General features: G+C 63.1%; 17 protein-coding genes. 8 read left to right on the top strand and 9 right to left on the bottom strand.

The features are described 5' to 3' along the window. Positions 1-17 precede the first annotated feature (17 nt). On the bottom strand, positions 18-278 hold the full coding sequence (locus P3T42_RS01595; protein ID WP_429304978.1) for a hypothetical protein: 261 nt from the start codon (positions 276-278) through the stop codon (positions 18-20). A 237-nt stretch (positions 279-515) separates the two neighbouring features. Here P3T42_RS01595 and P3T42_RS01590 point away from each other — a divergent pair, with 237 nt between their 5' ends. Both P3T42_RS01590 and P3T42_RS01585 read left to right on the top strand, forming a co-directional pair. After that, the gene (locus tag P3T42_RS01590; RefSeq protein WP_429304977.1) at positions 516-758 is read left to right on the top strand and encodes a hypothetical protein; all 243 of its coding nucleotides are present in this window, start codon (positions 516-518) and stop codon (positions 756-758) included. Then, positions 758-2,101 carry a tetratricopeptide repeat protein gene (locus P3T42_RS01585; protein ID WP_429304976.1) on the top strand — a complete coding sequence of 448 codons (1,344 nt, stop codon included), beginning with the start codon at positions 758-760 and terminating at the stop codon, positions 2,099-2,101. Before P3T42_RS01590 ends, P3T42_RS01585 begins: the two co-directional genes overlap by 1 nt. 76 nt (positions 2,102-2,177) lie before the next feature. Here P3T42_RS01585 and P3T42_RS01580 read toward each other — a convergent pair whose 3' ends face one another. Genes P3T42_RS01580 through P3T42_RS01560 form a run of 5 tightly spaced genes read right to left on the bottom strand, consistent with a single transcriptional unit; the run spans position 2,178 to position 8,281 of the window. Continuing rightward, entirely contained in the window at positions 2,178-3,056 is an 879-nt protein-coding gene (locus P3T42_RS01580; RefSeq protein WP_429304975.1) for an alpha/beta fold hydrolase, read from the bottom strand. Next, positions 3,053-4,759, bottom strand: coding sequence for an ABC transporter ATP-binding protein (locus P3T42_RS01575; RefSeq protein WP_429305249.1), 1,707 nt, complete (start codon positions 4,757-4,759; stop codon positions 3,053-3,055). Before P3T42_RS01575 ends, P3T42_RS01580 begins: the two co-directional genes overlap by 4 nt. 2 nt (positions 4,760-4,761) lie before the next feature. Beyond that, positions 4,762-5,607: an ABC transporter permease gene (locus P3T42_RS01570; RefSeq protein WP_429304974.1), complete on the bottom strand. Its 846-nt coding sequence runs from the start codon at positions 5,605-5,607 to the stop codon at positions 4,762-4,764. Further along, entirely contained in the window at positions 5,604-6,608 is a 1,005-nt protein-coding gene (locus P3T42_RS01565; RefSeq protein WP_074299127.1) for an ABC transporter permease, read from the bottom strand. Before P3T42_RS01565 ends, P3T42_RS01570 begins: the two co-directional genes overlap by 4 nt. 2 nt (positions 6,609-6,610) lie before the next feature. Beyond that, the gene (locus P3T42_RS01560; protein ID WP_083640544.1) at positions 6,611-8,281 is read right to left on the bottom strand and encodes an ABC transporter substrate-binding protein; all 1,671 of its coding nucleotides are present in this window, start codon (positions 8,279-8,281) and stop codon (positions 6,611-6,613) included. 404 nt (positions 8,282-8,685) lie between these two features. On the opposite strand from P3T42_RS01560, the gene P3T42_RS01555 reads away from it, so the two are divergent. The 3 genes from P3T42_RS01555 to P3T42_RS01545 all read left to right on the top strand — a co-directional run bounded on the left by P3T42_RS01555 (position 8,686) and on the right by P3T42_RS01545 (position 12,837). Further along, complete coding sequence (locus P3T42_RS01555; protein WP_074299129.1) at positions 8,686-10,995, top strand: TonB-dependent receptor; 2,310 nt, start codon at positions 8,686-8,688, stop codon at positions 10,993-10,995. Between the two features lie 70 nt (positions 10,996-11,065). Beyond that, on the top strand, positions 11,066-11,725 hold the full coding sequence (locus P3T42_RS01550; RefSeq protein WP_429304973.1) for an LLM class flavin-dependent oxidoreductase: 660 nt from the start codon (positions 11,066-11,068) through the stop codon (positions 11,723-11,725). Next, the gene (locus tag P3T42_RS01545; RefSeq protein ID WP_074299133.1) at positions 11,722-12,837 is read left to right on the top strand and encodes an LLM class flavin-dependent oxidoreductase; all 1,116 of its coding nucleotides are present in this window, start codon (positions 11,722-11,724) and stop codon (positions 12,835-12,837) included. Before P3T42_RS01550 ends, P3T42_RS01545 begins: the two co-directional genes overlap by 4 nt. A 36-nt stretch (positions 12,838-12,873) precedes the next feature. On the opposite strand, the gene P3T42_RS01540 is transcribed toward P3T42_RS01545, so the two are convergent. The 3 genes from P3T42_RS01540 to P3T42_RS01530 form a co-directional block, all read right to left on the bottom strand. Then, positions 12,874-13,971, bottom strand: coding sequence for a sigma-54 interaction domain-containing protein (locus tag P3T42_RS01540; protein WP_074299135.1), 1,098 nt, complete (start codon positions 13,969-13,971; stop codon positions 12,874-12,876). 248 nt (positions 13,972-14,219) lie between these two features. Next, positions 14,220-15,488 (bottom strand): ATP-binding protein, encoded by a 1,269-nt coding sequence (locus P3T42_RS01535; RefSeq protein ID WP_429304972.1) that lies wholly within the window; start codon positions 15,486-15,488, stop codon positions 14,220-14,222. Beyond that, the gene (locus P3T42_RS01530; RefSeq protein ID WP_429304971.1) at positions 15,472-16,203 is read right to left on the bottom strand and encodes a response regulator; all 732 of its coding nucleotides are present in this window, start codon (positions 16,201-16,203) and stop codon (positions 15,472-15,474) included. The genes P3T42_RS01535 and P3T42_RS01530 overlap by 17 nt, the downstream gene beginning before the upstream one ends. Before the next feature lie 386 nt (positions 16,204-16,589). On the opposite strand from P3T42_RS01530, the gene P3T42_RS01525 reads away from it, so the two are divergent. Genes P3T42_RS01525 through P3T42_RS01515 form a run of 3 tightly spaced genes read left to right on the top strand, consistent with a single transcriptional unit; the run spans position 16,590 to position 22,624 of the window. Then, complete coding sequence (locus P3T42_RS01525) at positions 16,590-18,137, top strand: efflux transporter outer membrane subunit (RefSeq protein WP_429304970.1); 1,548 nt, start codon at positions 16,590-16,592, stop codon at positions 18,135-18,137. Continuing rightward, positions 18,134-19,351 (top strand): efflux RND transporter periplasmic adaptor subunit, encoded by a 1,218-nt coding sequence (locus P3T42_RS01520; protein ID WP_429304969.1) that lies wholly within the window; start codon positions 18,134-18,136, stop codon positions 19,349-19,351. The genes P3T42_RS01525 and P3T42_RS01520 overlap by 4 nt, the downstream gene beginning before the upstream one ends. A gap of 12 nt (positions 19,352-19,363) precedes the next feature. Continuing rightward, positions 19,364-22,624 (top strand): efflux RND transporter permease subunit, encoded by a 3,261-nt coding sequence (locus tag P3T42_RS01515; RefSeq protein WP_429304968.1) that lies wholly within the window; start codon positions 19,364-19,366, stop codon positions 22,622-22,624. Positions 22,625-22,633: the final 9 nt, after the last annotated feature.

Here is a 22,633-nt window from a genome sequence, read left to right as displayed (position 1 = left end):
TCTCCTATGCATCGTCGTCATCGCCAGAATCGCTCCGGTGGAATATCGAGCGGTACGACGAACATGCCGGCAGTGTATTCCATGTGGAAATAACCGCAGCGTGCGTAGGCCGCAATGCGTTCGAGCCGCTCGGGAGATTGACAGCGATAGGCCGCGTCGGCCGCGCGCTCCGCGGACGAATCAGACGCAACCGGCGCGCGTTTCGACAGGCGCTGCAAGACACTGCGCACAGGATGTCGAACGCCGTCCCAGAAAAGTGCCGCTGAATGTGTGGCCATACCGCCTCCGTCGATTCATTGTTGCTTCAATGAATCTAGCGGCCTCGATAAGGAAGCGCAAAGAAGCTTTTATGGATTGGTTTTCGGAAAACGAATCAAGGCCCGGCGGCCGCTTCGGCGCGCTTCGTGGTGAAATTCCAAAGACGTGGCACTGCTATGCATATGCGAAAAGATTAGTTCGGTACGGTCGCGCGATTGCGGACACTCGACAGGTTGAAACCCACCTACGGACCACCCATGAAGGGAATCGGCTACCACCCTCATAGCGCGCTCGACGACGCGACGGAAAGCACCACCACGCCATCGGACCCGCATCGCGTTTCCGTTAGGCAGGTCAGCACCGTGCTGCTGGTCGCTGCCGTTCTGGCCTGCCTCCACAGGGAAATTTCCGGCACGGTCGATGGCTCGCTGCTGTCCGTCTTCACGGGATATGCCGGCGGCGTCCTGCAGCATTTCGTATCGATCCTTCCGCACTTCTGATGGTCACGGACGCCCAGGGCCTGCAGGTGACAGGAGCGGCAGAATCCGCCGTAGCGCTCGACCACGCCATCTCGGACTACTTCGGCTGGAAGGGCGACCCGGTCGGCCGGTTGCAGGACGCGGTGAATGAAGATCCCGACTTCAGTCTGGGCAGCAGCGCGATCGCTTCGCTGTTTTTGCTGGGCGGATTTCGTGCCGACCACCCGCGCGTTGCCACCGCCCTCGCCGCAGCCGAGCGTGCCGGCGCCGGCGCAACGTCGCGCGAAACCCGCCACCTCGCCGCCGTGAAGACCTTGGCCGCAGGTGGCATCGCCGGCGCGATCGATCTTTGGGAAAGCATCCTCGTCGACCATCCGACCGACGCGCTCGCCTTGCGCTTTGCTCACGACGCTTACTTCTGCCTCGGTCAATCGGTCAGCATCCGCGATTCCATTGCGCGGGTTCTGCCGCACTGGGACCCGCAAGGCGAAAACTACGGCTATATCCTCGGACAGTATGCGTTCGGCCTCGAGGAAGCGGGCGAACTGCGGCGCGCGGAAAAAATCGCTCACGCCGCCATTGCACGCAATGCCGAAGACGGTTGGGCGATTCATGCCGTGGCACACGTGCTGGAAACGGAAAGCCGCCAGGCCGAGGGCATTGCGTTCCTGCAGGCGGGCCGGCCGTCCTGGCGTCGCGCCCATGCGCTCGCCGTCCACAATGGCTGGCATCTCGCCCTGTATCTGATTGAGGAAGAACGCTTCGACAAGGTGCTGACCGACTACGATCAGTACGTGGCGCCGAAACTGCCAGGCGACTTCCTGCTCGATCTCGTCGATGCCTCCGCCCTGCTCTGGCGCCTGGAACTGGCGGGGGCCGATGTGGGAGATCGCTGGGGCGCCGTGGCCGCGCAATGGCTGACCCATGTCGACGATCACGTGCTGGTCTTCAACGACCTGCATATTGCGCTCGCGGTTGCGCGGGCCGGCAACCCGCTGGATATCGAACGCCTGCGCCGCTCGCTTGAGCTTTATAAGCGTGAAGGCCAGGGAGACAGCCACAGAGTGATGGCTGAGGTGGGTCGTCGCCTGATCGACGGCGTATTGGCCTTTGCCGCAGGCGAATACGCTCGCGCCGTCGAGCTCATTGTGCCGGTGCGCTACCACGCGTATCGCATCGGCGGCAGCCACGCGCAGCGGGATCTCATCACGCAAACGCTCATTGCCGCGGCCGAGCGCGCCGGGCAACTCAGCCTGACCCGTGCGCTCCTTGCCGAGCGGATTGCGGTGAGGCCGACCGAACGCACCCGGCAGCACTACGCGAGTGTCTGCGGCGCCGGAAACTTTGCGTTCAACGCGATCTAACCGATCTAACGGCTCACCGATTCGCGGCTCCGCAGCTTCACTTGAGTGAAGCGGAGCCGCGTGAGGACAGCACGCGCTAGGCCGGCTGCCGCACGGCAAGAAGATCGTGCAGCGCCTGGTTCACCTGGTCAGGCTTCTCGAGCATGATCTGATGGCCGCAGTCTTTCAGCTCGATGAAGCTTGCCTGCGGCAGCTTCTCAGCCAGGGCTCGGGCGCCGGCCGCCGGCGTGAGTCCGTCACGGTCTCCCGACACGATAGCGATGGGCAAGCGCAGTGCATCGAGCTGGGCCGGATCGACCTGCCACGCGCCGCGTATCACCGCCTGCATCACAGCCGTCGAATTTCTGTCGGATATCCGGCTTTCGTAGTCGATCAGAACAGGATTGCTATCGGGATGCCAGGCGAGGCGACGGAACCGCTTTGCCAACACCGGCTTTAGCAGGCTGAACAGCCACGCGGGCAGATTCAGCAGGCCACCGAGAGAAGGCGCGGCCAGTTGCGTGCCGAGCAGCAGGACAGCGTTCACTTCCGCTAGCCGTTGTTGCGCCGCAAGTCTTTGCAACACACCAAGCGTGCTTCGCGTACCCAGCGAGTGTCCGGCCAGCACGTTGTGGGCGCGCTTATAGCGATCGAAAATGGCGAGGTAATCGAGTAGCGTCTGCTCGCCCTGATACGCCAGCGGCGTGTTGGCGGGTGGCCGTGGGCTGGCGCCGTGCCCAAGGAAGTCCCATGCGACGACGTTGTAGCCCGCCTCGACCAGGTAGGTCCATTGATAACGCCACTGGTTTTTATTCCCTCCTCCGCCGTGCGCCAGAAACACCACGCTACCGGCATGCGGCGAACCGGAGTGCGCTTCGTGGCTCGTGAGATTGAGTACGCGTCCGGGACGGATTTCAATGTCCGTTCCGGTTACCACGTTCGCGGTCAGCAGATTCTCGTCGAAGGCATTGCTCATCGTATTCTCTGTTCATCCAGTGTGACGACGGAGCAGGCGCGCTCCGTCGCGGCATTCGTGCGCTCACCCCGTTGCGACTGTCTGCCCGGTATGGCGCCGATCAACTGCTGTGTGTACGGGTGCTGGGGTGATTCGAGAATCTGCGCGACTTCCCCTGTCTCGACGATCTGTCCGGCACGCATCACGACAATACGGTGACAGATTTGAGCGGCGACGCGCAGATCGTGCGTGATGAAGATGAGCGCCATCCCCATCTTCTGCTGGATCGTTTGCAGAAGTTCCAGCACATGGGCCTGCACCGAGACGTCGAGACCCGATACGGCCTCGTCGGCTACCAGAATCTTCGGTTCGAGCGCGAGTGCGCGCGCGATGCTGATGCGTTGCCGCTGTCCGCCGGAGAATTGATGCGGATAGCGCTCGGCGGCCTGTTCGGGAAGGCCGATCAGGGTCAACAGGTCGCGCGCATCGCGATGGGCTTGCGCAGGCGGGACGCCATACGCAATCGGACCCGCAGCAATGATCTGCCCTACCGTTTGCTTGCTGTTCAACGAGGCAACCGGATCCTGAAACACCATCTGGATGTGGCGGCGCAACGGGCGCAGCGTCTTGTTTGCCAGATGGGCGAAGTCCTGTCCTTCGAAGCGGATATGTCCGCTTTCCAAGCGGCTAAAGCGCAGTAACGCCCGGGCCAGCGTCGACTTTCCCGATCCGGATTCGCCCACGACGCCAAGCGTTTCGCCACGGCGCAGCGTAAAGCTCACGTCGCTGAGCGCGGGTACCGTTGCGCGTTGTCGCCAGAAGGCAAAGGACGACGCCTCTCGTGCCGGATAAGCTTTCTTCAGGCCTTGCACATCCAGTAACACGGGTATGTCGTCAGCAATGGGGCGGCCATGGAAACGTCCATGCGGGATGGCGTCGATCAACTGGCGCGTATACGGATGGCGCGGATGATTCAGCACTTGATGCGCCTCGCCATACTCGACCAGCACGCCTCGCTCCAGCACCGCGACACGATCCGCGATCTCGGCCACCACGCCGAAATCGTGCGTGATAAACAGGATCCCCATGTGCCTTTTTCGTTGAACCTGCCTGATCAGTTCAAGGATTTTGGCCTGGGTCGTGACGTCGAGTGCGGTGGTCGGTTCATCGGCAATCAGCAGCGAGGGTTCGAGGACGAGCGCAATCGCAATCAGGACGCGCTGCCGTTGGCCGCCCGACAGCGAGAACGGGTACGCGTGCCGCAGCCGTTCCGGTTGCGGAAGACCGACGAGTTCAAGCAGCTCCACGACGCGCGCGGCGCGGGCACTTCTCTCGTGCCGTCTTGCCAGTACACCATGCACGCGCATCGTCTCTTCGATCTGACTGCCGATCGTCTGCAACGGGTTGAGCGCCGACATCGGCTCCTGAAAGATCATGGAGATGTCACGCCCGCGGATTTCGCGCATGGCCGACGCGCTACGTTGCGTGAGGTCTTCGCCGCGAAACACGATACGTCCGGTCTGCCGGTGCGCGCCATGCGGAAGGAGTCCCGTTACCGCGCCGGCGAGCATGGATTTGCCCGATCCCGATTCGCCGACGAGGCACAACACCTCGCCATGCTCAAGCTTCAACGAAATATCTCGCACGGCATGAGGACGGTCGGCCCCGCCGGGTAAGGCCAGCGTCAAGTGCTCAATCGACAGCAGGGGCGCCTTGATGTCCATGCTCATCGACCACCCCGCCACGTAGGTTGCGACACCGCAAGCGCTTGCCGCAATCCCTCGCCAACCAGATTGATGGCGAGGACCGTCACCACGATCGCAAGCCCAGGCCACACGCTGAGCCACCAGTGTTCGCGAATCATGTTGCGCGCGGCGCCGATCATGAAACCCCAGCTCATCAAACCCGGATCTCCAAGACCCAGAAACGACAACGCCGATTCGGTCAGGATCGCGTTGCCGACCATCAGGGAGCCAAGGACCGCGACGGGGGAAAGCGCATGGGGAAGCAGTTGTCTGAAGACGATTGTGAACGGACGCTGTCCGACCATGTGGGCCGCCAGAATGAACTCACGCTGCGCCAGGCTCAGAAACTCGCCCCGCACGACCCGTGCGACGACCGGCCACGAGACGATCGCAATAGCGGCGACCGTCGAATTCAGCGAGGCGCCTAGTACGGCCGCGATCACCACGGCAAGCGCGAACTGGGGGATCGTCTGAAAGAGTTCGGTGACCCGCATCAACAGATCGTCGAGCCACCCGCCGAACCAGCCGGCGAGCACACCGATTACCGCGCCGATCATCAAGGTGGCGGCAGTCGCTGCAAGACCGACCGCCAGCGACGCACGCGTACTCCAGACCAGTCCGGTCAGGACATCGCGGCCCAGCATGTCCGTGCCCAGCGGATGATGCCACTGCGTAAGCGGATCGATCAGAGGTGCGGCAACCATGTTCCATGGCGAGGTGCCGAACCACGGAGCGATCAACGCAAGTACGACGAGCACGGCAAGCACGGCCATGCCGGCCCGCGTCCGGGGTGCACCTAGAAACCGGCGCCAGAAGAGTCGCGTCATGCTGCTACCCCAGCTGCAATGCGGGGATCGGCCAACCGGTAGAGCAGATCGGTCAACACGTTGAACACCACGACCAGCGCCGACACCACGATCAGGATGCCTAACAGAACCGGGTAGTCGCGTTGCAACAGCGAGTCGAACATCAGGCTACCCAGACCGGGCCACGCGAACACCGTTTCGGTAATCAGGGCGCCGCCTGCAAGCTGTCCCAACTGAATGCCGCCGAACGAGATCACCGGCAGCAGTGCATTGCGCAGAACGTGCGCGAACAGCACGCGACGCTCGGGGACGCCCTTGGCACGTGCCGTCTTGACGAACTCGAGGCCGATCACATCCAGCACGGCCGCACGGGTCAACTGAACGTAGACCGTGCCGTACACGGCGCCGAGCGACAGCGCGGGCAAGGCGAGATGCGCGGTGACGTCGACAAGGTGCCGCCAGCCCGTATAGCCGGCCGCGACGGTTTCCATGCCGAAGGAAGGTAGCCAGCCGAGTACCACCGAAAACACGATCAGTAACATCAGCGAGAGCCAGAACAGCGGCGTGGCATAGATCAGCAACGAGCCGGCGCTGATGCCGCGCGATAACCAGCGTTGCCACCGGTTATCGCGGGTTTCGCCGTAAGCGGCGATCAAGCCCGCCGCTACGCCGCCTGCCAGCGAAACGGCGAACGCGGCCGCCATCAATAGCAGGGTCGCGGGCAGTCGCTCGAGCACCAGCGTCAACACGGGCTCCTGGCTGCGGTAGGAGTAGCCGAAGTCGAGGTACGCCAGATTGCGGAGATACACGAAAAACTGCTCGGCAAGCGGCCGGCTCAAACCCAGGGCATCGCGCAGGTGAGCCACATAGGCGGCGTCGCCCGAGCCGGCATCACCGGCCAGCACCATTGCCGGGTCGCCTGGGGCCAGCCGGATCAGAAAGAAGTTCACCACCACCACGCCCAGCACGACGAGGAACGCCTTGCCGAGCCGCGACAGAACAGGAAAGACCACGCCGCGCATGGTTAACCGATCCACGTAGTGTCGAGGCTGTCGTTCAGGCTGGTCGCCGTACGCAGCAGGTTATGCACGTTACTGCGATACAGCGTCGGGTTGACCATCTCGAAGATGTTGGCGATCGCCGCATCGTTGGCGAGCTGCGTCTGGATTTCTCCGTAGATCTGCTTGCGTTTGAGCGGATCGGTGGATTGCGCAGCGGCATCCCAGAGCGCATCGACCTTCGGGTTGTTGTATCCCTCGGCGTTATTGAACGGCGAGCCCTTCGAGATGCCGTCGGCGCGATATAGCGGCGCCACCCCGAACTCCGGGTCGGCATTCTGAAACAGGAAGTTGTAGCTCAAATCGAAATCCCAGTTCGCCACGTGAGCGTACCAACTCGCGGCATCGGTGGTTTCCACCCGGATCTTGAAGCCCACCTGATTCAGTGCCTGTTGCGTATATTCCGCCACCCGCTCCCACGCCCCGCCCTTCTCGCCGTTGACCAGGGTCAGCGTGGTCTTGCCGACGTCGACACCCGATTGCCGGATCAACGCCCGCGCGCGGTCGGGGTCATACGGAAACTGCGGCGTATTTGGGTCGTAGAACGGCGTGGTCGAAATGAACGAGCTCGTCGCGACCTTGCCAAAGCCGAAGAAAATGTTGTCGACGATAAACTGGCGATTCAGCGCATGCAGCACGGCCTGACGAACCAGCACGTTGTCGAACGGCGGCTTGCGCTGGTTCAGTTCGAGGAAGGCCATGCCGGAGAACAACTCCCAGCCGCTGGTGGTGGACTCGACACCGGGCAGCTTCGAGAGCCGCTTGACGTCGGCGTAATCGACGTCGCCCGCACGCAGTGCATGAACGTTGTTCTGCTCGAACGCAATCGCCCGTGCCGATGCATCCGGAAGAATGTTGTAGACGATGCCGTCAAGGTAAGGCAGGCCCTTCTTCCAATAGTTCGGGTTGCGTTCGAGCCGGATATAGGCGCCATGCTTCCACTCCTTGAACACGAACGGCCCCGTCCCCACCGGATGCTGGTTAGCCGGATTGCTGCGCGCATCCTTGCCCGCATACAGATGGCGCGGCAAGATCGGCAGCAAGCCGCTGCCGAGCAGATCGAACAGGCCGCCATACGGCTTCTTCAGGCGGATTTCCACTTGCCCGGCGCCCTTTGCTTCGATCGACTCGAAGTATTTGGCCGCCGTCAGTTTCATGCGCGGCAATGCCTGCGGCGCAATCTCGTTCAACGTGAACACGACGTCCTGGGCATCGAAGGGCTGGCCGTCATGCCAGCGCACGCCTTCCTGCAGGGTGAAGACATGATGCAGTCCGTCAGGCGACGAGGTCCAGCTGCTCGCAAGCACGGGCACCGGTTTCAGTTGGGTATCGAACGTCAACAGGCCCTGGAAGATCTTGCCGCCGACGTATTGCGAAGCCACATGCGGCGTCAGTGCATTAATCAGCGAGGGCGGCTCCGGCTGTGCGATCAGCAGTAACGTGCCGCCGTGTTTTGGCGTCGAGGCATCCGCCTGCTGCGTCGAATTGGCTGCCGCGAGGACAGGTCGCGCGTATTCGAGTGCCAATGCGGCGGCTGCCGCTGCGATGAACTGGCGGCGCTGCACGGAGCGAGGTTCCGCGTCGGGTGCCTGGAGGGACGCGTGCAGCGGCGTATCGGATGACGAAGCAGTGCTCATGAAAATCCTGAAGTGAGAAGCGGGATTCAAACGGGATCCCCATGAGCAAGACGCGAGCCAACGTTGCATTCCCCGGCTTTTCATGGGCTTGCACGAATACCGTCGCACGCCGCGCGTTGTTTTCCACGCAATGTGCTGGAAAAGCAGCAGACGTGATCGCGCGCCGCGCTTGTGCTGGAAAGTCAGCAGGCGGGTTGCATGGATGATCGCGAATCCAGCATCGCCCCTGCTTGCGATGCAGAAAATCCCCGTGCCGTAGGCCTTAAATGAATTGGCACAGCAGTTGCATAAGGTGCCCCCGCCTTTCCGGTGCGAGCCGGATCACAACAGGGCCAGTCATGTCTTCACGCGGCGTATGCCGTGTGTTTGCGCTGGCCCACGCAGCGTGTTCCTCGGGGATTGAGATGAAACAAAAATTATTGAGCGCATCGGTCAGCGCATCCGCACTGCTGACGCTGCCGCTTGCCGCGCATGCACAGACAAGTTCACCGCCGGCATCGCAAGCGGAAGCCGCTAGCGCGGTACCGGCCACTCGCGCATCACGCGCGAGCGCGGAGAAACCGGTTGCCACGCTAAAGAGCGTCACCATCACGGCGGAGCGGCGCAAGCAGTCCGCCCAGGATGTGGGGGCTTCCGTGTCCGTTCTCTCGGGTCGCGACCTGAAGGACATGAACGTCAACAACGTCAACGATCTCCAGCACGCCACGGCCAGCGTCGAGGTCGAGCCGGCGTTCGGCGGTGGCCAGCCTCAATTCAGAATCCGCGGCGTGGGCTTTATCGACTACAGCGCGAACAACTCGTCGACGGTGGGCGTCAATGTCGACGACGTGGCTTACGCCTTGCCGATCCAGACGCAAGGACAGATCTTCGACATCGATCGCGTCGAGGTGCTGCGCGGTCCGCAGGGCACGCTGTACGGCCGCAATACGACGGGCGGCACGATCAACTTCATTACCAACAAGCCGACCAACGAGTTCGAGGCGGGCATCACGACCGAGTACGGCTCGCACAATCTGTTCAACAACGAGGGTTATATTTCAGGGCCGATCAGCGACACCTTGCGTGGACGCCTGGCCTTTTCGACCTCGGACTTCGGCGCCTGGCAGACCAATCGTGCCACCGGTCAATCGCTTGGCAACAACGACACCGCGGCGGTACGCGGACAACTCGACTGGGATGCGACACGCGACCTGAAATTCCATCTTGAAGCCCATACAGGTTTCGACAAGTCGGACAACGAAGGGCTATCGTTGATCCAGCCGTTTACGTCGTTGTCCGGCGGGGCCGGCCAGGTCCTGGTGCCGGCCGATACGAACTACACGGCGACGGGCTGGGGTTTGAGTCCGGCGTTTGCCCACCTGGTTGGAATCTCGCCCGATGCCAAACCCGGCCGCGACAACGACAGCAACGGCATCAGCCTGACCGCCACGTACAGCCTCGGTCTGGTTCAGTTGACCAGCATCACCGCCTACAACTTCCTGCACCGCCGCGAATACGCCGACTGGGACGCTACAAGCTACAGCGCTTCGGACGAGTACTTCAACGACACGGTCAACGAATTTACCCAGGAATTCCGCGTGTCCTCCAACAATCCGCAATCTCGGCTGCACTGGGTAGCGGGCACGTTCTATTCTCACGACAGCCTCGACGAGAAGTTTTACTCGGACTTCACCGATCGCCTCGGCATCATGGCCTTGACCGCGTACGACCAGCAGGTCAACACACTCGGGGTCTACGGCCAGGCGACCTACGACATCACAAGCCGTCTGCACGGCATCTTCGGCTTGCGCCAGGAACACGAAACCCGCGACCTGACCAATTTCGAGTCCGGCTCGGTGACGGACTCGTCGTTCAGCCCGTTTTATAGTCCGAGCGCGCCGAACCAGTCGGTCACCTCGAACGGGACATCCGGCAAGATCGGCATCGAATACAACCTGCTGCCGAAGACCCTGCTTTATGCGACCATCAGCCGGGGCTACAAGTCCGGCGGCTTCACAGCGCACAACACGACGGATTCCGATGCGCTTGCGCCGTTCAAGCCGGAAACGCTGACCGCCTACGAGGCCGGCTTCAAAAGCGACCTGAACCGCAGCTTGCGCCTGAACACGTCAGTGTTCCACTATGATTACCGCGACCAGCAGGTGCTGTCGGCGGTGTACGACAGCAACTCGCAATCGCTGATCGGCACTTTCGTGAACGCACCCAAATCGGAGATCAACGGTTTCGAAAGCGAGCTCGAATGGGATCCGATTGCAGGACTCACGATCTCCCAATACGTAGGCTACAAGGAAGGTAAATACACTGCGCCGTTTGTCACGTACGATACGCAGGCATCGGCGGCGGCCGGTCATAATGTGTTTACCAATTACCAGGGAACGGCGCTGAGCTTTCCGCGCCTGAGCTACGGTGGTCAAGTGTCCTACAACTGGCGTACCGACGGGTACCGGTTCCGCGCGGAGACGAACTACAGCTTCCACGACACGTATTCGCAATTGCTGCTGCTCGGACCGGGTTACACCGTCGAGTCGTACTGGCTCGTCAATGCGAGCGTGTCCGTCACGCCACCGGGCGGACATTGGGACTTCACGTTCTGGGCGCGCAACCTGTTCAATCGTCAGTACGACTTGACGAAGAACTTCTTCCTGCCGGGCGATAGCGTGGCGGCGGTGGGTGAGCCGAGAACCATCGGCGTGCGTATTTCCTATAAGTTCTGATCCCGTGCTGGCGACGCATACTCCACCGCACCTCATTCTGCGACTGGCTGCCACGAACGACGGCGCCACGTTGGCGCTATCCGACCGGATCGGGCTTGCGCGCGCCGCGCAAGCCGCGGGGGTCGACACGGTGCTGTTGCCCACCCAGCCGCAGGAGCCCGACCCGTGGATGCTGGCCGCGGCGCTCGCCGCCGAGATTCCCGATCTGCGCGTGATGGTTGGGCTGCGCGTAGGCTCGATGCTGCCCGTGGTGGCCGCCCATCTTGCGCAGAGTATGCAGTCGCTAAGCGCGGGCCGCCTGATCCTGCAGATGGAACTCGATGAGCCCACCGATACCGGACGCGACTATCTGAACCATGCGCAGCGGCTCGAACGGTGTGTCGAGTTCCTGACTATCTTTCGGGCCTTACGCCAAGGCGTGCCGCTGCAATATCGCGGCACCTTTTTCCAGGTCGAGAACGCGCAGCTTCCCGATCTGGCGGCGGCCATGCCTCCGGTCTACTGGTTGCCGCAGTCAGCGCACGAGTATGCGATAGCCGCCCGCCACTGCGATGGCCTGTTGTTTCGCTGCTTCCCGCCGGCCGCCGTTCGACATGACCTGGCCGATGCCTGGCGCCGCTTTGGCGCGGCCATGCCGAACCCGCGCGAATGCTTTTACGCTGTATCGGTCGAGGGTCCCGAGGCAAGTCCCGGGACGATGCCGAGCGGTGTCATCCGAGGTCAACCGTGACAGTCGAGTTCAACTGGTTTCTGCCCACCAACGGCGATGGCCCGCATCTCGCCAATAGCGGCCTGCCTCGTCCGGCCAACTTCATGCGGGACTATCGGCCGGCCACACCGGCCTACCTGCGGCGTGTCGCGCTGGCGGCCGAGGCGGCGGCATTCGACGGCCTGCTGGTACCGACGGCTGCCGGCTTCGAGGATCCGTGGCTGGTCTCCGCGTTGCTGGCAGGGACAACCCAAAGGATCCGCTTCCTCGTGACGTTTCGTCCGGGGCTCGAGCAGCCGGTCCATGTGGCGCGCAAGGCGGCGACCCTGCAGCAGATGTGTCAGGGTCGTCTGCAACTGTTCGCCGTGACGGGATCGAGTGCTTACGAGCAACGTTCGGTCGGCGATTTTCTCGACCATGACGAGCGCTATCGCCGTACCGGCGAGTTCCTGCGCGTCATGAAGCGTTTGTGGCTCGGCCCGGGTCAGAGCTTTGCCGGACAACACTATACGTTGAGCCCGAATCACCCCGGCGTGCCGCTCGACACGCCGCCCTGGCTGCACGTCGGCGGCGCCTCGGCCCTGGCCGAGCAGGTCGCCTCGAGCCAGGCGGACTCTTACCTTTTGTGGGGGGAGCCGCCGGACATGGTGCGCGAACGGATCAACCGGATCCGTGCACTAGCGGGCGTACTGGCGCGGCAGATTCGCTTTGGTCTGCGGGTTCACGTGATCGCGCGAGAGACCGAACGCGAAGCCTGGGCGCGCGCCGATCAACTGCTGGACGACATCTCCGAGCAGATGTTTGCCGATGCGCAGCGGCAACTCGCCTCCTACGAATCGGTGGGACAGCGGCGCCAGACCGAACTGAGTCACCGTGTCCTGTCGACGGAGCGGTCCATGCGGAGGCTGGAGGTCTATCCGAATCTTTGGGCTGGCGTGGGTCTGATCCGCGGCGGCGCGGCAACCGCGCTGGTGGGAAGTTACGATCAGGTCGCGGCCCGGCTTGACGAGTATCGCCGGCTTGGCATTCATACGTTCCTGCTGTCGTCGTATCCGAATCTCGAGGAGGCGAGCCGGGTTGGCGAGCATGTTTTGCCGCGCGCCCGGCAACTGGCCCGTGCGTCCCCCGCCTAGCGACAGGCAGCGCCACTTGAATCGGATGGCCGAAGACTATTCTTCGGCTTCGTCCAACGCGGATTCCGCGCGGCTTTCCTGCAGCAGACCGTGTCGAACCAGCAAAGTGCGCACCGTATTACGGGTGACACCGAGGAGCTGGGCCGTTCGTACCTGACTGAAGCGGGAATAGGCATAGGCCTCGCACACCACCAGTTCTTCGATGTCGCGCAGCAGGTTCTCGCCAGGCGAACGGAACAGCCGAAGTACGCCGGCCTTGATTTCCGCTTGCGGCGGACCTTCACCGTGGCCGGCGGGCTTCGCATAGCCTGCCAGCGCTTCGGAGAACTGAAGATGCTCCGGACGGACCAGGTTGCCGGTCGACACCAGCAAGGCCAAATGAATGACGTTTTCCAGTTCCCGGATATTGCCGGGCCACGGATACGCCTGCAGCGCCTGAACCGTCGCCTCGGACAACATGGGCTGCGGTCGCTTCAACTGGGTGCAATAGCGGGTGAGGAAGTATTCGGCGAGCAGCAGCAGGTCCTGCGGCCGCTCGCGCAACGGCGGCAGCCTCAACCGTACCAGGCTGATCCGGTAGAACAGGTCCATGCGGAAGTTGCCCGCCAGTACCGCGCGTTCGAGATCGACATTGGTTGCCGCGACCACACGAACATCGACAGGCCTGGCGCGGTTCGTCCCCACACGCGTCACTTCGCCCTCCTGCAGCACCCGCAACAGCTTGGCCTGCAGTTCCGGTGCGAGATCGCCTATTTCGTCGAGAAAGAGCGTGCCGCCGTTGGCCTCTTCGAAGTATCCGGTACGCCGGCTATGCGCCCCGGTAAACGCCCCCACCTCATGGCCGAACAGTTCGCTCTCCGCCAGTTGCGGATTGATGGCGCTGCAATTGATGGCGATGAACGCGCCGCTGCGGCCGCTGACATGATGAATGTGACGGGCCACCAGTTCCTTGCCCGTCCCGGTCTCGCCGAGAATCAGGACCGAAGCCGAACTGGGTCCCACCTGCTCGATGACGCGCAGAATTTCGACCGAGGCGGGATCGACGAAGACCAGGGCTTTGGCGCGGATGGAGATAGCGCTATTTTCGCTGTCCGGGAGCGATATCAGGCGAGGGGATTCGGGTGGACTGCCCATGATGGGAGGAGTTGAGTGGACGGGTAGTCGATATCGCGGACCGGAGCAGTGATGTTAATCAAACTGCATCTCCTTACGAAGAAAGAATTAATAACTTGCTTTCCCCTGAATCTGCGATAACCATTCCTGGCCCCGTGAATTACGGAGCGCCGCCCGGCACCAACCACCCCTTCGCAAACGTTCGGCTATCGTCAACTTGCAACGCGCGTCGGGACGTCACGTTGCCGGATAAACGTAGGGATACCCGATCACCCCATCCGATCCGGAAAAACCAACGTCACCACCAACCCACCGTCCGCCGCATTGGCGACACCCAGCGTCCCGCCGTTGCGGCGTACCAGTCGTCGCACAATCGCGAGTCCCAGGCCGCAATGGGCGTCGCCGCCGCGAGCGGTGTCGAGACGCACGAACGGCTGCATGGCGTGGTCAAGCTGATCGTCGGGAATGCCGGGGCCGTGGTCGCGCAGCGTCATCGTATATAGGCCGTGCTGCACGACCGTGGTGATTTCGACAGGCGGCTCGCCATACGTCATGGCGTTTTCCAGCAGGTTGGCGAGAATGCGGTCGAGATCGACCAGCGGCAATCTGAACTGGCCGCCCGCGTGCAGATCGAGTTTCACCAGCGAGTCTTCGGCGTCCTCGTCATGGGGAACGCTGCCGTACTGACTCTGGCAAAAGGCATCGACAGACACAAGCGGCGAGCCGTCCGCACGGTCGCGCACGAAGTCGAGGAACTGCGTGACAATTCTGCCGAGCGATTCGACGTCGCCGAGAAAACCGATCCGTTCCGCGCCGTCCGGCAGCAGGTCTGCGCGCACCTGCATGCGCGTGAGCGGGGTGCGCAAATCGTGAGCGACGCCCGCCAGCATCATCGCCCTCTCCTGTTCGTATTCGCTGATTTCGCGAATCATCTCATTGAAACGGGTGATGAGTTCCGCCACCTCGCGCGGGCCGCTCACTTTCACCACCGGCGTGCTGACGCCGATACGGAATTCGCGCGCCGCAGTGGCCAGCCTGCGCAGCGGCCGTTGCGCCTGCCATGCGCCGAGGAACGCCACCAGGATCGCCAGTGCAAGCATCAATCCCAGCGCGGTATGCACGCGGCCCTTGGTCAGGGTGGCGTCCGGTATCCGCAGCCAGCGGGTGTCGCCGGCGTAACGGACCCAGACCGTGCCCGTATCCGCGGCCAGCACGACCTGACTGCCCGGCGGCAAATTCTTGCGCAGCGCGTTCTCGTAGAACCCGTGCGTGTCCCGCGGCGAAGGCGGCTCGTTACCGGGCGTCGCATCGTCCGCATCCAGATAGGTCGAGCCGAGCGTCGCCGCAATGTGCCGGGCCGCCTCGATACTGTCGCGCCGCGCCTCTTCGACCACCTGCACGCCGCGGGAGGCATGTTCGGCGTGTATCTCGTTGGCTTCGAAGCCGAGCACGACGAGCGACGCCATGTAGGCCAGCACCAGCAGGCTCGTCGTCATCAGCGCAGCGCGGCCGAAGATCGTGTTAAACGGGTTTTTCATCGTCGCTGTCGGTCGGCACGAACATATACCCCACGCCGCGTACCGTCTGGATCACGCAAGGTTGCGACGGATCCTCCTCCAGCAGTCTGCGCAGCCGCCACACCGAGAGGTCCATGCCGCGCTCGGTGATATCCACATCCGGGCCGTACAGCAAATCGAGCAGCTTCGCGCGCGACAAGGTTTCCATCGGATGCGTGACCAGCACTTCAAGCAGCGCGTAGTTCGTGCCTGTCAGCTTGATCCGCTTGTCGTCGCAGAACAGGGCCCGCGCCGCCGTATCCAGGCGGAACCTGCCGAAGCGGTACGTTGCGCGGCCGCTCGCAACCAGCGGCGCCCGGCTCGAATGGCGGCGCAGCACCGCCTTGATGCGCGCCAGCAATTCGAGCGGCGTGAACGGCTTGCCGAGATAGTCGTCGGCGCCGAACTCGAGACCGACCACCCGGTCCAGGTCTTCCGCGAGCGACGTCAGCATGATGACGGGAATCGCATCGCCCATCTCGCGCAATTGCCTGAGTGCGGTCAGTCCGTCGACGCCCGGCATCATCACATCCAGCACCACGATCGACGGCCGCTCCAGTGCCAGCCGGTTCGCCAGATTGGTGGCGTTATGCAGGACCGAAAACTCGATGCCGCGCTGCTGAAAGAACTTTCTGAGCAGGTCGCGCAGGCCGGCGTCGTCGTCTACCAGCAGAACCTGAATCGTTTCACCCTCCACGCACACGCTCCTTTCAGGCCTGTTTAACACCACGACATGTCTTGCGACACACCGGCCGCCCATTCAATCACATGACCGGATCATAACTGGCCTCGCGCAAGCCGGCATTAGCGCGTTTTTCCGATTATTTCAAACTGAAATTTATCCAGCCGCGATTTCATTTAACGTGCTCGTGCGTTCGGTTCATCGGACAAGACGACCCGCTCACCCTGCCGTTGCGCTCGCCCGATGTCGAGCACGAAAGCCCTGCGGTGCTCATCCGTTTCCGGACGACATCGAAGTCTTGTATACGGCCAAACGGAGTTCACTTGAGCAACCTGTTTCCACCCGGTCGACTTGCGCGCTCTATTTCGAAGATAAGTAGTCCTATTCGCAAAGATCGCCTCTTGCGCCCGACCGTTTTATCGCCCGACACGCACCGCCGCAAGCCGGTGCGGTCATCAGGGCGCAGCCTGCGGCTCGGCTGCGCCCTCGTTGCCACGCTCTGCATCGCGGCCTGCGCCGTGGGTCCCGATTACCGCCGGCCCGCACTGGACCTTCCCGCCACCTTCAAGGAAGGAGCCGACTGGCAGCGCGCGCAGGCCAACCCGCAAGGTGCGATTTCGAGCACCTGGTGGCTCGACTATCGCGACGACACCCTGTCTCATCTGATCGAGCAGTCGCTCAAGGCGAATCAGTCGATCGCCGCCGCGGAAGCCGCCTACCGGCTCGCCAAAGCCACGGTCGACGCCAACACCGCGAGCCTCTTTCCGACCGTCGGCGCGGGCCTCTCCGGATCGCGCAGCGGCACCGGCGCCGGGGCCAGCACGACAGGCGCGGGCAGCGTGACCAACCTCGCCACCGCGGATCTCTCCGCGAGTTGGGAGCTCGACCTGTGGGGCGAAGTCCGGCGCGAGATCGAGTCGGCCAAAGCCAGCGCCGAGGCGAGCGACGCGCAGCTTGCCGGCGAGCGCCTGTCGATCGCGGCGAGCGTAGCCTCCGACTACTTCGCGCTGCGCCAGGCCGATATCGACATCGATTCGCTCCAGCAGCAGCAACAACTCGACGCCCGCATTCTGGAGATGACGCGGGCCGGTTTTCTGCAGGGCACTGCGTCGAACGACGACGTGCTCACGGCACAGGACACGCTGGAAGCCGTGATTGCCGACCTGCAAACCACCGAGACCTCGCGCGAGCAGGACGAGCATGCCATCGCCGTGCTGATCGGCACGCCGCCGGCCAGCTTCTCCCTGCCGCCGCAGCGCGACTATGCCTTCGCCACGCCCCAGGTGCCGCTCGGATTCCCCTCGCAACTGCTCGAACGGCGCTACGACGTGGTCAACGCGGAACGCACGGCGGCGGCGGCCAACGCCAAGATCGGCGTCGCCAAGGCGGCCTTCTTCCCGACCCTGACGCTTTCCGCGGAAGGCGGCTTCGAGCACAACACACTGGCGAACCTGTTCTCGCTGCCGAGCCGCTTCTGGACGCTCGGCCCGGATCTGGCCGCGACGATCTTCGATGGCGGCGCGCGCACGGCGGCGGTCCACGAGGCCGAAGCCACCTACGACGAAGAGGTTGCGACCTACCGCGCAACCGTGCTGACGGCGTTCCAGAACGTCGAGGACAGTCTGTCTTCGTATAACCATCTGCAGCAGCAGGAACAGGCGTTCGCCCACATCTACCAGCGCAACCGCCAGCTCTTCGCGAGCGAACAGGCCCAGTTGCAGGCCGGCACGGCCAGCGAGCAGAGCCTGCTCACCCAGCAGCTCACGCTGTTACAGGCCGAGCAGAACCTGAAGGACACGCAGGCTTCGCTCGCCGAAAGCAGCGTCACGCTGGTCAAGAATCTCGGCGGCGGCTGGCAGTGGGATGACGCAAAAGGCGCCGCGGTAAGCGCCAATACGTCCTCCCCACAGCAGCCGTTGGAACAAACATCAGGAGTCCTGTCGCAATGAAACATCACACGTTGTGCTTTGGCCTGTTCGCGCTGTCGGCACTCGCCGCGCTTTCCGCCTGCAGCGGTCACGGTCAGCCGCCGGCACCGCCGCCCGCCCAGGTCGGCGTCGTCACTGTCGAACCGCAAAGCATTGCGCTCACGCGCCCCCTGATCGGACGGCTCGCGCCCTACCTCAGCGCCAACGTCACCGCGCGCGTCTCCGGCGTCCTGCTCAGGCGGGTCTACACCGAAGGCAGCGAGGTCAAGCCCGGCCAGGTGCTGTTCGAAATCGACCCTGCCTACTATCAGGCCCAGCTCAACAACGACCTCGGCGTGCTCGGCGAAGACGAGGCTACCTGGTTGAACGACCGCGTCAACGCGGAGCGCTATCACAAGCTGTTGCCGGCCGGCTCCGTGTCGCAACAGACCGTGGACAACGCCGACGCGACCGTGCGCACCGACGCAGCCAAGGTCAAGGCAGACCAGGCGCTGGTCGACAGCGCGCGGGTCAACCTCGGCTATACCAAAGTGACCTCGCCGATCGGCGGCGTCGCCAGCCAGCAGCAGGTGACCGTCGGCGCCGTGGTGGGCAGCAGCACGAGCGACGCCGGCTCCGGCGGCACCCTCCTCACGACCGTCAACCAGATCGATCCGCTCTACGTGAACTTCACCATCAGCGCGGCGGATCTGCTGACGTTGCGGGAAGCGAACCGCCGCGGCAATGTCGCGCTCGCCCAGCAGGATCAGACCACGGTGCAGATCGTCTTGCCGGATGGCACCCCGTACGATCAGTCAGGTGTACTGGATTTCTCCGACGTCACCGTCAACGCGACCACCGACGCCGTCAACCTGCGCGCGCGGGTGCCGAACGCCCAGCACATGTTGTTGCCCGGCATGTACGTGACGCTGAACGTCAACCTCGGCCAGCAGCACGATGTCTTCCTCGTGCCGCAAGAGGCGCTGCAACGCGACACGGTCGGCGCCTACGCAATGATCGTCGACGCCGGCGGCAAGGTGGCGCGCAAGGACGTCACCGCCACCGACAACGCCGGCACCGACTGGATCGTCACCAGCGGTCTCACGGCCGGCGAGCAGGTGATCGTCTCAGGCCTGCAAGGCGCACATGAGGGCGCCCAGGTCAAGGCAAGCCCGTGGCACGCCCCGGCAGCAGCCTCGCCGCAAGGCGGTTCTGCCCCTGCTGCAGGCGCGCAGAGCGCCGGCAACGCACAATAAGGAAGCCGCCCCATGCCCCGCTTTTTTATCGATCGCCCGGTTTTTGCCTGGGTGATCCCGATTCTGATCTGTATCCTCGGCGTGATTTCGATGCTCAATCTCGGCATCGATTCCTACCCGGACATCGCGCCGCCTGAAGTCACCGTCACGGCAACCTACCCTGGCGCCAGCGCGGCGACCATGGAGTCGACCGTGACCCAGGTGATCGAGCAGCAGCTCACCGGCATCGACAACCTGCTGTACTTCAGTTCGGCGTCCAACTCCAACGGCACCGTCACCATCACGCTGAGCTTCGCGACCGGCACCAATCCGGATACGGCGGAAGTGCAGGTGCAGAACAAGGTCAGTCTGGCCCAGCCGCTGCTGCCGACCCAGGTCACCCAGCAGGGTGTCGTCGTCGCCAAGGCGAGTCCCGACATCCTGATGTTCGTGTCGCTGCAGTCGAACAATCCGGCCATCGACGCCTCGCGCCTGAGCGACATCATCGCTTCGCAGATCCAGCCGGTCATCGCGCGGGTCAATGGGGTGGGCAACACCTTCATGCTCGGCTCGGAATACGCCGTGCGCATCTGGCTGAATCCGGACAAGCTACAGGGCTACGGCCTGTCCACCACCCAGGTGCTCAACGCCGTCAGCGCGCAGAACGCGCAGTTCGCGACGGGTTCGCTCGGCGCCGATCCCGCCGTCAAGGGGCAAACGTTTACCGCGACCGTGTCCGGCGATACGCTGTTTTCCTCGCTCAAGCAGTTCCGCGACATCATCCTGCTGACCAATAGCAACGGCACTGTGGTCAGGCTGAGCGACGTTGCCCGCATCACCTTCGGCGCGCAAACCTACGGCTCGGCCTCGGTCTACAACGGCAAGGCCGCCGGCGGCATGGGCGTGTATCTGCTGCCCGGCGCCAACGCCCTCGCGGTCGCCAAGGCCGTGAAGGCCGAGATGGCTATTCTCGCCAAGGATCTGCCCGCCGGCGTCAAGTGGGATGTGCCTTACGACACGACGCCGTTCATTACCGCCTCGATCACCGACGTGGTCCGCACGCTGCTCGAGGCCATCGTGCTGGTCTTCGTGGTGATGCTGATTTTCCTGCAGAACCTGCGCGCCACGATCATTCCAACGCTCGTCATTCCCGTGGCGTTGCTGGGCACCTTTATCGGCCTCTCGCTGCTGCACTACACGCTCAATCAGCTGACGCTGTTCGGCATGGTGCTCGCCATCGGCATTGTGGTGGACGATGCGATCGTGGTGATCGAGAACGTCGAGCGCATCATGACGGAAGAGCGTCTCCCACCACGGGAGGCCACCCGCAAGGCAATGGGCCAGATTACCGGCGCAATCCTTGCGATCACCGTCGTGCTGGCTGCGGTGTTCGTGCCGTCGGCGTTGCAACCGGGCGCCACCGGCATCATCTATGCGCAGTTTGCCCTGACGATCGCCGTATCCATGATCGTTTCGGCTTTCCTTGCCATGTCGTTCACACCGGCACTGTGTGCGGCGATTCTCAGACCGACGCACGACGAGCATAAGAACGTCGTCTTCCGCTGGTTCGACAGCGGTCTCGAACGTATCAACCAGACCTACATTCGCCAGATCGGCGGTGCGGTGCGTCACGCGCCGCGCTGGATGATTGTCTTCGTGCTGCTGGCTATGCTGGCAGGTCTTCTGTACACACGTCTGCCCACCAGCTTTGTCCCGGATGAGGACCAGGGTTTCATGCTCGCGCTCGTCAACCTGCCGACAGGCGCCACGATCCAGCGCACCGACCAGGCCATGGCCGAAGTCTCGGACAAGCTCAAGCATAGTCCCATCAGCAAAGACATTGCCGCCGTGTTCCAGATTGAAGGTTTCAGCTTCGTGGGCAATAGCGAAAACGTGGGCATGGCGTTCATCCAGTTGACCGACTGGGACAAGCGCCCGGAAACCGCGATGCAACTGATTCCGCAAGCCAACAGGATATTGCACGGGATTCCCGACGCGCAGGTCTTCGTCGTCAATCTCCCCACCATCCGCGGCCTGAGCCAGTTCGGCGGCATCGATATGTTCCTGCAGGCTCGCGCGGGCCAGTCGCGCGCGCAACTGGCGCAGGCTGAACATATTCTGCTGGGCAACGCCGCCAAAAACACGACGCTTTACGGCATTCGTCCCAATTCGTTGCCCGATGCACCGCAACTGGAGATGTCCGTCGATCGCGTACACGCGCAGGCCATGGGGCTCTCGCTGACCGATGTCTACAACGCCATCCAGATGGAGCTGGCCCCGTACTATGTGAATCAGTTCACCTATGGGGGGCGTGTCAAGCGGGTGTATCTGCAGGCCGACGCGCCCTACCGGATGGGCGTGGATGCGTTCCAGCACATCTATACGCCGAGCGGAATCAGCAGCGCCTCGACCGGCGCGGCCAGCTCATACGCCGATACCACCAACACCAGCGGCTATCTGACCACCGTCAATCCCTCCGCGAGCAATACCTCGCTCAGTCCGTACAACATGGTCCCCCTGTCCAGCGTCGTGAAGACGCACTGGGATGTGGGTCCGGTCGCGTTGCCGCGCTATAACGGCTACTCCGCCATCGAGATCGTCGGCAACCCGGCGCCGGGCTATTCGACCGGCGAGGCCATGAAGACCCTGCAGCATATCGTCGACACCGCGCTGCCATCGGGTTTCGCCGCGGACTGGACAGGTCAGTCGTACCAGGAAATTCTGGCCGGCAATTCGGCGACGCTGCTGATGATCCTGTCGATCGTGGTGGTGTTCCTATGTCTTGCCGCACTGTACGAGAGCTGGTCGATCCCGGTCGCCGTCCTGCTCGTGGTGCCCCTGGGCATGCTCGGCATGCTGGCGTTCTGCCTGATGCGCGGCATTCCTAACGACATTTACTTCAAGATCGGTCTCGTGACGGTGATCGGCCTTGCGGCGAAGAACGCGATCCTGATCGTGGAGTTCGCGGTGGAGGGACAGGCCAAGGGCATGACGCTCTACGACGCCGTGCTGAGCGCCGGCAAGCTGCGGCTGCGCCCGATCCTGATGACCTCGATGGCCTTCATTCTGGGTGTCTTCCCGCTGGTGATTTCGACCGGCGCGGGGGCTTCGTCGCGGCACGAAATCGGCACGGGCGTGATCGGCGGCATGCTGTTCGCGACCTTCCTCGGGCTGCTGCTGATCCCCGTGTTCTACGTGGTCGTGCGGCGCGTGCTCGGCGACAAGCTCGACGAGGTCTCGCACAAACTCCCGCATCACGGCGATGAAGGCGCCCACGACGCCAGCGCCCGATAGCCCTCCTGC

The organism is Paraburkholderia sp. GAS38 (assembly GCF_050434965.1).
GTDB classification, from domain to species: domain Bacteria; phylum Pseudomonadota; class Gammaproteobacteria; order Burkholderiales; family Burkholderiaceae; genus Paraburkholderia; species Paraburkholderia phenazinium_A.
This window is presented reverse-complemented; position numbering and strand designations above follow the sequence as displayed.

Bases quoted from the DNA above. Each gene is read 5' to 3' on its own strand.
- P3T42_RS01595 (WP_429304978.1), bottom strand. From the start codon at position 278: ATGGCCACACATTCAGCGGCACTTTTCTGGGACGGCGTTCGACATCCT.
- P3T42_RS01590 (WP_429304977.1), top strand. From the start codon at position 516: ATGAAGGGAATCGGCTACCACCCTCATAGCGCGCTCGACGACGCGACG.
- P3T42_RS01585 (WP_429304976.1), top strand. From the start codon at position 758: ATGGTCACGGACGCCCAGGGCCTGCAGGTGACAGGAGCGGCAGAATCC.
- P3T42_RS01580 (WP_429304975.1), bottom strand. From the start codon at position 3,056: ATGAGCAATGCCTTCGACGAGAATCTGCTGACCGCGAACGTGGTAACC.
- P3T42_RS01575 (WP_429305249.1), bottom strand. From the start codon at position 4,759: ATGGACATCAAGGCGCCCCTGCTGTCGATTGAGCACTTGACGCTGGCC.
- P3T42_RS01570 (WP_429304974.1), bottom strand. From the start codon at position 5,607: ATGACGCGACTCTTCTGGCGCCGGTTTCTAGGTGCACCCCGGACGCGG.
- P3T42_RS01565 (WP_074299127.1), bottom strand. From the start codon at position 6,608: ATGCGCGGCGTGGTCTTTCCTGTTCTGTCGCGGCTCGGCAAGGCGTTC.
- P3T42_RS01560 (WP_083640544.1), bottom strand. From the start codon at position 8,281: ATGAGCACTGCTTCGTCATCCGATACGCCGCTGCACGCGTCCCTCCAG.
- P3T42_RS01555 (WP_074299129.1), top strand. From the start codon at position 8,686: ATGAAACAAAAATTATTGAGCGCATCGGTCAGCGCATCCGCACTGCTG.
- P3T42_RS01540 (WP_074299135.1), bottom strand. From the start codon at position 13,971: ATGGGCAGTCCACCCGAATCCCCTCGCCTGATATCGCTCCCGGACAGC.
- P3T42_RS01535 (WP_429304972.1), bottom strand. From the start codon at position 15,488: ATGAAAAACCCGTTTAACACGATCTTCGGCCGCGCTGCGCTGATGACG.
- P3T42_RS01520 (WP_429304969.1), top strand. From the start codon at position 18,134: ATGAAACATCACACGTTGTGCTTTGGCCTGTTCGCGCTGTCGGCACTC.
- P3T42_RS01515 (WP_429304968.1), top strand. From the start codon at position 19,364: ATGCCCCGCTTTTTTATCGATCGCCCGGTTTTTGCCTGGGTGATCCCG.